This window comes from uncultured Winogradskyella sp., assembly GCF_937958655.1.
GTDB lineage: Bacteria > Bacteroidota > Bacteroidia > Flavobacteriales > Flavobacteriaceae > Winogradskyella.
Map to the genome: position 1 here is coordinate 1 of NZ_CALGNH010000005.1, position 9,406 is coordinate 9,406.

At 35.2% G+C, this 9,406-nt stretch carries 7 protein-coding genes and 1 pseudogene; all 8 read right to left on the reverse strand.

The features are described from left to right. Positions 1-592 (reverse strand): annotated as a pseudogene (locus tag Q0800_RS01055) (N-acetyl-gamma-glutamyl-phosphate reductase); the annotation flags it as partial. A 140-nt stretch (positions 593-732) separates the two neighbouring features. Beyond that, complete coding sequence (locus Q0800_RS01060) at positions 733-1,932, reverse strand: argininosuccinate synthase domain-containing protein (RefSeq protein WP_299126846.1); 1,200 nt, start codon at positions 1,930-1,932, stop codon at positions 733-735. A 28-nt stretch (positions 1,933-1,960) separates the two neighbouring features. Continuing rightward, on the reverse strand, positions 1,961-2,596 hold the full coding sequence (locus Q0800_RS01065) for a GNAT family N-acetyltransferase (RefSeq protein WP_299126839.1): 636 nt from the start codon (positions 2,594-2,596) through the stop codon (positions 1,961-1,963). Positions 2,597-2,998: 402 nt separating this feature from the next. Then, complete coding sequence (gene ilvA / locus Q0800_RS01070; RefSeq protein ID WP_299126841.1) at positions 2,999-4,267, reverse strand: threonine ammonia-lyase; 1,269 nt, start codon at positions 4,265-4,267, stop codon at positions 2,999-3,001. A 159-nt stretch (positions 4,268-4,426) separates the two neighbouring features. After that, positions 4,427-5,929, reverse strand: coding sequence for a ketol-acid reductoisomerase (gene ilvC / locus Q0800_RS01075; protein WP_299126842.1), 1,503 nt, complete (start codon positions 5,927-5,929; stop codon positions 4,427-4,429). A gap of 11 nt (positions 5,930-5,940) precedes the next feature. Continuing rightward, positions 5,941-6,471, reverse strand: coding sequence for an acetolactate synthase small subunit (gene ilvN, locus Q0800_RS01080; RefSeq protein WP_299126843.1), 531 nt, complete (start codon positions 6,469-6,471; stop codon positions 5,941-5,943). Positions 6,472-6,605: 134 nt separating this feature from the next. After that, complete coding sequence (ilvB, locus tag Q0800_RS01085; protein WP_299126844.1) at positions 6,606-8,339, reverse strand: biosynthetic-type acetolactate synthase large subunit; 1,734 nt, start codon at positions 8,337-8,339, stop codon at positions 6,606-6,608. 146 nt (positions 8,340-8,485) lie between these two features. Continuing rightward, positions 8,486-9,406: dihydroxy-acid dehydratase (locus Q0800_RS01090; RefSeq protein ID WP_299126845.1), on the reverse strand; the 921-nt coding region annotated here is incomplete at its 5' end.

The window sequence follows — 9,406 nt, forward strand, 5'->3', positions numbered from 1 at the left end:
AATGTTGATGCGTAAATGCTTTATAATGCGAAAAGTTATTGTCTCTCCATGTAAAATGCGTGGTTTTAGATAATGAAGTTCCTGCTCCGGTTGCACCAGTTACTGCATTAACATGAAGGTCGTCTTTTATTAAATTAGCATTAGCTAAAGGTAATAGTGCTAATTGAATGGCTGTTGCAAAACAACCTGGGTTTGCAATATAATTTGCTTTTTTGATGGCTTCTTTTTGTAGTTCGGGTAAGCCATAAACAAAGTCTTTTCCTTTGAAAGTTTTATCTGCTATTAATCTGAAATCGTTACTTAAATCTATGATTTTTGTGTGTTCTGAGAATATGTTTTGTTCTAAAAATGCTGTTGAGTTACCATGACCTAAACACAGAAATAATACATCAACTTCTGAATTAATTTTACTTATGAATTCCATTTCGGTAGAACCAATTAAATCTTGGTGTACTTTGTAAACTTTATTGCCAGCATTAGATGTACTGTAAACAAAATCGATAATCACTTGTTCGTGATTGAGTAACAATCTAATCAATTCGCCTGCTGTGTAACCTGCTCCTCCAATTATTCCTGCTTTAATTTTTTTCATATTTATTTTCCACTAAAGTGGTTTTACTTTATTCAACGTTTACACCCAAAGTCCCCTCGAGGGGACAATCCTTTAAATAACCTTAGGACTATTGTCCCTTTGAAGGGACTTTAGGGATGTTTTTCAATCTAAATAATAATTTAATTATTTACTTGTTGATAGATTTTGTTTTGATTGCCGACTATTTTAATAAATCCTTTAGCTTCCTCAGCGGACCACCCTTTATTCTCTTCGCCGTAGCTTCCAAATTTGGCATTCATTAAATCGTGTGCTGATTTAATACCATCCAATGTGAAGTGATATGGTTTTAAAGTTACAGTAACATCACCTGAAACTTTATCTTGACTGTTCTGTAAAAAAGCCTCCATATCTCGCATTACAGGATCTAAATATTGCCCTTCGTGCAAATGCATACCATAGAAATTAGATAAGTAATCTTTATGCTGCAATTGCCATTTGGTTAACGTGTGTTTTTCTAATAAATGGTGCGCTTTTATAATAATTAAAGCAGCAGCAGCTTCAAACCCAACTCTGCCTTTTATACCAACAATGGTATCTCCTACATGAATATCTCTACCAATAGCAAAATCTGATGCTAAATCATTAAGTAATACTATATTGTTTTGAACTAAGTCTTCTTTTCCGTTTAAAGCGACGAGTTCACCTTTTTTAAAAGTTAAGCATACTTTCGTTTCTCCTTCTTTTTGTAATTGCGAAGGATAAGCAGATTCTGGTAGTGGCTGTTCTGAAGTCAAAGTTTCTTCTCCACCAACACTAGTTCCCCAAAGTCCTTTGTTAACTGAGTATTTAGCTTTGTTCCAAGACATATCAATTCCGTTTTCTACGAGATAATCTATTTCTTGTTGTCTTGTTAATTTACCATCTCTAATTGGTGTGATGATTTTAATTTCTGGAGCTAAGGTTTGAAAAATCATATCGAAACGTACCTGATCATTTCCTGCACCTGTACTTCCGTGTGCGATGTATTTGGCTCCAATGCTTTTAGCATATTGAATGATTTCAATAGCCTGGATGATGCGTTCTGCACTGACTGACAAAGGGTAGGTGTTGTTTTTAAGGACATTTCCGAAGATTAAATACTTTATAACCTTATCATAATACGATGCAATGGCATCAATATTTTTATAAGTTGAAACTCCCATTTTGTAGGCGTTGCTTTCAATCGTTTTAATTTCTTCTTGAGTAAAACCTCCAGTATTTACACTTACAGCATGCACATCATAACCAGCTTTACTTAAGCTTACTGCACAATACGACGTATCTAATCCTCCGCTATACGCTATAACTAATTTTCTACCTACTCTGTCGCTATTCGACATCTCTTCCAAAGGAAGAGAAAAAGGTGACTTAATCTCTTTTTCCATTTTTATCTTTTTTTAGGAACATGGATTGTTTAATGTTTTTCAATCGTGTCCATACTTTTTTGTCAATATTTTTTTCTTCTAGTTTCTTCTCTTCCTTTTTATTAGGATCATACAGCATACCAGTACATAAGCACATTTTTTGCTCGGTTCTAGTTAATACATCAAAGTTCTTACAGGTTTGGCAGCCTTTCCAAAACGATTGGTCATTGGTTAATTCTGAAAACGTTACGGGTTTGTAACCCAATTCACTATTCATTTTCATTACCGCTAAACCTGTGGTAATACTGAAAACTTTTGATTCTGGAAATTTGGCTCTAGAATGCTCAAAAACTACCTTTTTGATTTTTTTGGCAAGTCCCTGATTTCTGTAATTTGGATGTACAATTAATCCTGAATTGGCAACAAATTTTCCATGACTCCAAGCTTCGATGTAACAAAAGCCAGCAAATTGATCTCCATCTAAAGCAATCACAGCATTACCGTTTTCCATTTTAGTAATAATGTATTCTGGTTGTCGCTTTGCAATTCCAGTGCCTCTAACTTGTGCAGCGTCTTCAATGGTTTTACAAATAATATCTGCGTAAACTGTATGTGATTTGTCAGCAATGACAATTTTCATTGTAATTGAGTTTTGATTTAAAAAATGTGTGTTTGTGTTTTGAAAGCAGAACCGGACTCACCTAAGTTCAATAAAATAGAAGTACACCCTAAGGGCGACGCGGAAAAAAGCGGCGTGGAATACTGTGATTATCTGTTGAGATAATTAAAGTTTGAAAATGATATTTGAAATTTGAGATATACACGATGAAAAAATAAAATGAATATAGAATATGTTGCTAAATGAGAGAATTAGCGACGTCGTAAGCGTATGGGTGTTCTATATTTACGTATAAGTGTAATCATAAGGCTAATCTACATATTAAATTAATACTAACAATATCTAAATCAATGTTTCTAAGAAATTTTATGTATTTCTAAATATTTCGCTTTCAAATTACTAATATCTCAAAATGTACTTAGTTTAAACTAAGAATTGAAATAAATCTGGTTTATCATTGAGGTAATCTCCATAAAAATTATGAAGCTTCATTTTTGTAATTAGTGGCTCTAAATCTTCGGGCGATTTTAATTCTAGACCAACGACTGCAACGTCATTCTCTCTATTTGCTTTTTTTGTATATTCAAAATGGGTGATGTCATCCGTAGGGCCCAAGATATCTACTACAAAATCTCGTAATGCGCCTGCACGCTGAGGAAATTTTATAATGAAATAATGTTTTAGATTGGCATAGAGTAGTGCACGTTCTTTAATTTCGGCAGTACGAGTAATATCATTGTTACTTCCACTTACAACGCAGACTACATTTTTTCCTTTTATTTCGTCTTTAAATTGTTCTAAGGCAGAAAGACTTAACACTCCTGCTGGCTCTGCAACGATAGCATCTTTATTATATAATTCTAAAATAGTCTGGCAAATTTTACCTTCATCTACTTCTACAACACGATGTAAGGTTTCTTTACAAATGGCAAAGTTTAAATCGCCAACACGTTTTACAGCAGCACCATCTACAAAATTATCTATAGATTTTAGTTCAATATTTTTATTTGCTCTGATTGAAGTCAACATTGCTGCAGCACCTTTTGGCTCTACGCTTATAATTTTTGTTTGAGGTGATAAGAGTTTAAAGACAGAAGATAAACCTGCCGCAAGTCCACCACCACCAACTGGTACAAAAACATAGTGAATAGGATGTGTTTCCGCCTGATCAATAATTTCTAAACCAACAGTTGCTTGGCCCTCAATGACTTTTTCGTCATTAAATGGATGCACAAATGTTTGATTCATATCCTCGCTTTGTTGTTTTGCCGCATGGTAAGCATCATCAAAAGTGTCACCAATTAAAACCACATCGATATAATTTTCCCCAAACATTTTAACCTGCTCAATTTTTTGACTTGGTGTAGGAGACGGCATAAAAATGGTGCCTTTAATTTTTAAAAGTTTACATGAAATAGCTACGCCTTGTGCATGGTTTCCAGCACTTGCACAAACAATACCATTTTCAATTTGAGTGGCACTTAAAGATGAAATTTTATTATAAGCACCACGAATTTTATAAGAGCGAACTTCCTGTAAATCTTCTCTTTTAAAATAAATATTCGCACCAAAATGTTTAGAGTAGCGCGCATTTTTTGTTAAAGGTGTCACGTATGCGATACCTTTAAGTTTTTCTGCCGCAGCTTCAATGGCTTTTAGTGTTGGTCTGTATGTGGTTGTTGCTTTTTCCATCTTTATTCCTGAAAAGTCAGGAATCTTATTAGTTTGTATTTCTTCTGAAACACCCCTCAAGTCCCCTCAAGGGGACACTAGTACCCATGTTTCTTTTTTGGATTGTCTCTTTGAGGGGACTTGAGGGGTGTTTTTATTATTTTATATCAAATATTGTCTTTAAGCTAAAACAGAATCTTCGATTTTTACATCTGATTTAATCACTTTCATTGCCGTCATTGCCGCACGTAAACGTTGACCAACAGCTTCGATTGGATGATTTCTAATCGCATCGTTAATAGCGATTAATTCGATATTATCAACACCATTTGAACTTGAGTATGCTTTTCCGATAATAGAAGTATCAACCGTTTTCATGAAATCCGTCAATAAAGGCTTACAAGCATGATCGAATAAATAACAACCATATTCTGCTGTATCAGAAATCACACGATTCATTTCAAATAATTTCTTTCTTGCGATGGTGTTTGCAATTAGAGGTAGCTCGTGTAATGATTCGTAGTATGCTGAATCTTCAATGATTCCTGCGCTAACCATAGTTTCGAATGCTAATTCTACACCAGACTTTACAAAAGCCACTAATAAGACTCCATGATCAAAATACTCTTGTTCAGAAATATGATCTGTAGTTAATGCTGTTTTTTCAAAAGCTGTTTCACCAGTTTCAGCACGCCATTTTAATAAATTTACGTCATCATTTGCCCAATCTTCCATCATGGTTTTAGAGAAATGACCAGAGATGATATCGTCCATATGCTTATTAAATAATGGACGCATAATAGCTTTTAGTTCTTCGGACAATTCAAAAGCTTTAATTTTTGCAGGATTTGATAAACGATCCATCATGTTAGTAATACCACCATGCTTTAAAGCTTCCGTAATCGTTTCCCAACCAAACTGAATAAGTTTTGCGGCATAACCTGGTTCGATGCCTTGTTCAACCATTTTGTCAAACGAAAGAATTGCACCCGTTTGCAATAAACCACAAAGAATAGTTTGTTCTCCCATTAAATCAGACTTTACTTCGGCAACAAAAGAAGATTCTAAAACTCCAGCTTTGTGACCACCAGTAGCAACTGCATAAGCTTTTGCTTGTGCCCAACCTTTTTCTTCAGGATCATTTTCTGGATGTACTGCAGTTAATGTTGGTACGCCAAATCCACGTTTGTATTCTTCGCGTACTTCACTTCCTGGACATTTTGGAGCCACCATAATTACGGTTAAATCCTCACGAATTTTAGTGCCTTCTTCAACAATATTAAAGCCATGAGAATAACTCAATGTTGCTCCTTTTTTCATTAAAGGCATTACAGCTTTCACAACATTAGTATGTTGCTTATCTGGTGTTAAGTTTAATACCAAATCTGCAGTAGGAATTAATTCCTCATACGTGCCAACAGTAAAACCGTTAGAGGTTGCATTTTTGTAAGATTCGCGTTGTTGGTCAATAGCTGCTTGACGTAATGTATAAGAAATATCTAAGCCAGAATCTCTCATATTTAAACCTTGGTTAAGACCTTGTGCTCCACAACCAACGATTACAATTTTCTTTCCTTTTAATGCGCTTACTCCATCAGCAAATTCTGAAGCATCCATAAAGCGACATTTTCCTAATTGCTCTAATTGTTCTCTTAATGGTAAAGTGTTAAAATAATTTGACATTGTTTTAATTTTTAATGTTGAAATGCTTCTAGCATCGTTGATATTTTCATTTCGTCTTTGGTAACAGCAACACGTCCAGAACGTGTAAATTGCATAATTCCAAAAACGTTTAACTCTCTGTATAATAAGTCTATTTCTTCCTTTCTTCCAGATTTTTCAATTACAAAAAACTGTTTGTTCACTGTAACTATTCGAGCATTACTTTCTTTGATTATATTCTGAATTTGACGCTCATCAAATAATAAATCTGATTTCATTTTAAATATGCAAGACTCTTGATAAATGATTTCTCCTTCAGTATGATAATAGGCCTTAATAACTTCGACCTGTTTTTCAATCTGACCGATGACTTTTTTCATTTGAGACTCCGTAATATTTACCACTAGAGTAAACCTTGAGACTCCTTCAATCTCGGAAGGTGATGTATTAAGACTCTCAATATTCATGTGCCTTCTTTGGAATATTGCCGAAATTCTATTCAACAATCCTATATTGTTTTCCGTATATATTGAAACGGTAAATTGTTTGTTTTCTGTACTCATTTTTTTTATTTTTCGTCACTTCGAGTGATTTTATTGAGGAACGAAATAAAATTTTATCGAGAAACTTTTTAACTTGTTCTCGATACTAATTTCAAAATCCGTTGCACTTTTTTTGAAATTCACTCGAACAGACGTTACTCTAATCTTATATCTGAAACACTTGCACCAGTAGGAATCATTGGGAAAACATTATCTTCCTTTTCAACTCTCACTTCTAAGAAATATGGGCCTTCACAATCGATCATTTCCTTTACGGCTTCTTTTAAATCTTTTCTTTCGGATACTTTTTTAGCATCGATATGGTATCCTTTTGCTATGGCTACAAAATCTGGATTTACCATTTCTGTTGATGCGTAACGTTTGTCAAAAAACAACTGTTGCCATTGGCGTACCATACCAAGAAATTCATTATTTAATACCACAATTTTAACTGGTACTTTTTGCTGAAAAATAGTACCCAATTCCTGAATATTCATTTGATAACCTCCATCACCTGCAATCATTACGACTTCGCGATCTGGTGCAGCCATTTTTGCACCAATTGCGGCTGGTAAGGCAAAGCCCATTGTTCCTAATCCGCCAGAGGTGATATTGCTCTTCGTTTTATTGAATTCTGCATAGCGACACGCTATCATTTGATGCTGACCAACATCACTAACAATAGCAGCTTCTCCTTTGGTTTGACTATTGATTTCCTTCAATACTTCTCCCATCGTTAGGCCTTCTTTTGTAGGGTGTAAATCATTTTTAATGACTTTATCGTATTCTATTTTGTATAGATCTTTAAATTTTTGATGCCAATCCGTATGCGAATTAGCATTCAATAATGGTAGTAAGTCTTTTAAACTTGCTTTGGCATCACCAAGAACAGCGACATCAGTTTTTACATTTTTATCAATTTCAGCAGGATCAATCTCAAAATGAACAATTTTGGCTTGCTTTGCATAAGTTGCTAAATTCCCTGTAACTCGATCATCGAAACGCATACCAATAGCAATTAAAACATCGCACTCATTAGTTAATACGTTAGGCCCATAATTACCGTGCATACCAACCATACCAACATTTAGTGGATGCGACGTAGGAATTGCAGAGGCTCCTAGAATCGTCCAAGCGGATGGAATTCCTGCTTTTTCGATAACCGCTTTAAATTCCGCTTCAGCTTTACCTAAAATGACACCTTGTCCCCAAACTATTAATGGCTTTTTTGCATTATTAATAAGTTCTGCAGCAGCTTTTAACGAAGTTTCATCAGTTTTAGGAACAGGCGTATAACTTCTTACTCCTTTACATTTTTGGTATTTAAAATCGAACTCTTCAAATTGTGCATCTTTAGTTATATCTATTAATACAGGTCCAGGTCTTCCGCTTTTTGCAATGTAAAATGCTTTTGCGAAAACCTCAGGAATTTCTGAAGCTTTAGTGATTTGATGATTCCATTTCGTAACAGGAGTAGAAATACCAACAATGTCAGTTTCCTGAAAGGCGTCACTTCCTAATAAATGAGAGCCTACTTGACCAGTAATACAAACTAAAGGAGTAGAATCTATTTGAGCATCTGCGATACCTGTTATTAAATTGGTAGCTCCTGGTCCAGAAGTTGCTATAGCAACTCCAACTTTTCCAGAAATACGCGCATAACCTTGAGCAGCATGGGCCGCTCCTTGTTCGTGACGCGATAATACATGATGAATTTTATCTTGGTATTTGTATAATTCGTCGTAGACTGGCATAATGGCTCCTCCTGGGTAACCATAGAGTACCTCTACACCTTCTTCGAGCAAACATCTCACAACGGCTTCGCTTCCTGGGATGCGTTCGGTTGTTTTTGTGTTTTTAGATTCGTTCTTTATTGTTTTTGTTTCCATATAATTCCTGCGAAGGCAGGAATCTCATCCTACCATTTTATGGTTTTATTTTATTCCTCTCGCTTCGCTTGAGGTTCGTTTTTGTTTTTTCTTCTCTCAGCTTTTAGCTTTTCGCCTCTGAGATTCCTTTTTGCAAAGGAATTCGTCTAGAATTCGTCAGTAACACAGCCTTTAGAAGCCGATGAAACTGTTTTTGCATATTTATAAAGCACACCGCGTTCAAACTTCAATTCTGGTGCTGTCCAATTCTGTCTTCTTTTTTGTAATTCGACTTCAGAAACTTCTACTGAAATGGTGTTAGTTTCTGCATCTATTGTTATAATATCTCCATCTTCAACAAAGGCCAATGTTCCACCTTCTTGGGCTTCAGGAGTAATGTGTCCTACGACAAAACCATGAGTTCCACCAGAAAAGCGACCATCAGTAATTAAAGCGACATCTTTTCCTAAACCTGCTCCCATAATAGCGGCAGTAGGTTTTAGCATTTCTGGCATTCCTGGACCACCTTTTGGACCTTCATAACGAATAACAACAACATCTCCTTTTTCAACTTTTCCGTCTCTTATTCCGTCATTTGCTTCATACTCGCCTTCGAAAACTTTAGCTTTTCCTTTAAAACTTAAACCTTCCTTTCCAGTAATCTTTGCGACACTTCCTTCGGTTGCTAGATTGCCATAGAGCATTCTTAAGTGTCCAGAAATTTTGATAGGTTTTTCTATTGGCTTAATAACGTCTTGACCATCGGTTAAATCAGCCACATCCAATAAATTTTCAGCGATTGTTTTTCCTGTAACGGTTAAACAATCTCCATGAATCAATCCTTTTTTAAGCAAATATTTTAATACAGCTGGAATACCTCCAACGGCATGTACATCTTCCATTAAATATTTTCCACTTGGCTTTAAATCTGCCAAAAATGGTGTGTTATCACTTATGTCTTGAAAATCTTTAAGCGTGAAATCGATTTGAGCTGCTCTTGCAATCGCTAGAAAGTGTAATACGGCATTAGTTGAACCTCCCAAAATAGTTACAAGTCTCACCGCATTTTCAAGAGATTTTCTTGTAAT